This window comes from Streptomyces sp. PA03-1a (assembly GCF_033792805.1).
Classification (GTDB): domain Bacteria; phylum Actinomycetota; class Actinomycetes; order Streptomycetales; family Streptomycetaceae; genus Actinacidiphila.
Genome location: NZ_JARAVO010000486.1, coordinates 1 through 1,034 on the forward strand (window position 1 = coordinate 1; position 1,034 = coordinate 1,034).

The following is a 1,034-nucleotide window of genomic DNA, read 5'->3' on the forward strand; positions in this document are numbered from 1 at the left end:
CTCCTGCCCCGCCCTCCCCGACGGCTTCGACTTCACCGACCCGGACGTCAACCAGGAGCGCATACCCCTCCCGGAGTTCGCCGCCCTCCGGCGCACCGCACCCGTCTCCTGGATCCCCCAGCCCCACGGCATCGCGGGCTTCGGGGACGACGGCTACTGGGCCGTCACCCGCCACGCCGACGTCAAGACGGTCTCCACCACCCCCGAGACCTTCTCCTCCCGCACCAACACCGCGATCATCCGCTTCAACGAGCACATGCAGCGGGACCGCATCGACGCCCAGCAGCTGATCATCCTCAACATGGACCCGCCCGAGCACACCCGCCTGCGGCAGATCGTCCAGCGCGGCTTCACCCCCCGCGCCATCCGCGCCCTCGAGGACGCCCTGCGCCGGCGCGCCGAACGCATCGTCGCCGGCGCCGCCGCCCACGGCAGCGGCGACTTCGTCACCGACGTCGCCTGCGAACTGCCCCTCCAGGCCATCGCCGAACTCATCGGCGTCCCCCAGGAGGACCGCGGCAAGATCTTCGAGTGGTCCAACAACATGATCGGCTACGACGACCCCGAGCTCGCCATCACCGAGGAGATCGGCACCGAGTCCTCCATCGAGCTCATCTCCTACGCGATGAACATGGCCGACGAACGCAAGGCCTGCCCCGCCCACGACATCGTCACCAAGCTCGTCGCCGCCGAGAACGAGGGCAACCTCACCACCGACGAGTTCGGCTTCTTCGTCCTCGTCCTGGCCGTCGCCGGCAACGAGACCACGCGCAACGCCATCACCCACGGCATGCACGCCTTCCTCACCCACCCCGACCAGTGGGACCTCTTCCGCGCCGAGCGCCCCCGCACCGCCGCCGACGAGATCGTCCGCTGGGCCACGCCGGTCACCTCCTTCCAGCGCACCGCCACCCACGACACGGAGCTGGGCGGAGCCAAGATCCGCGAGGGCGACCGCGTCGGCATCTTCTACGCCTCCGCCAACCACGACCCCGAGGTCTTCACCGCCCCCGACACCTTCGACGTCACCCGCG

The 1,034-nt window shown here is 70.0% G+C and carries 1 protein-coding gene; it reads left to right on the top strand.

Annotated features, from left to right (window positions below; all coding sequences use genetic code 11):
• Window positions 1–1,034: cytochrome P450 (locus PV341_RS45070; RefSeq protein ID WP_500361045.1), on the top strand; the 1,034-nt coding region annotated here is incomplete at both ends.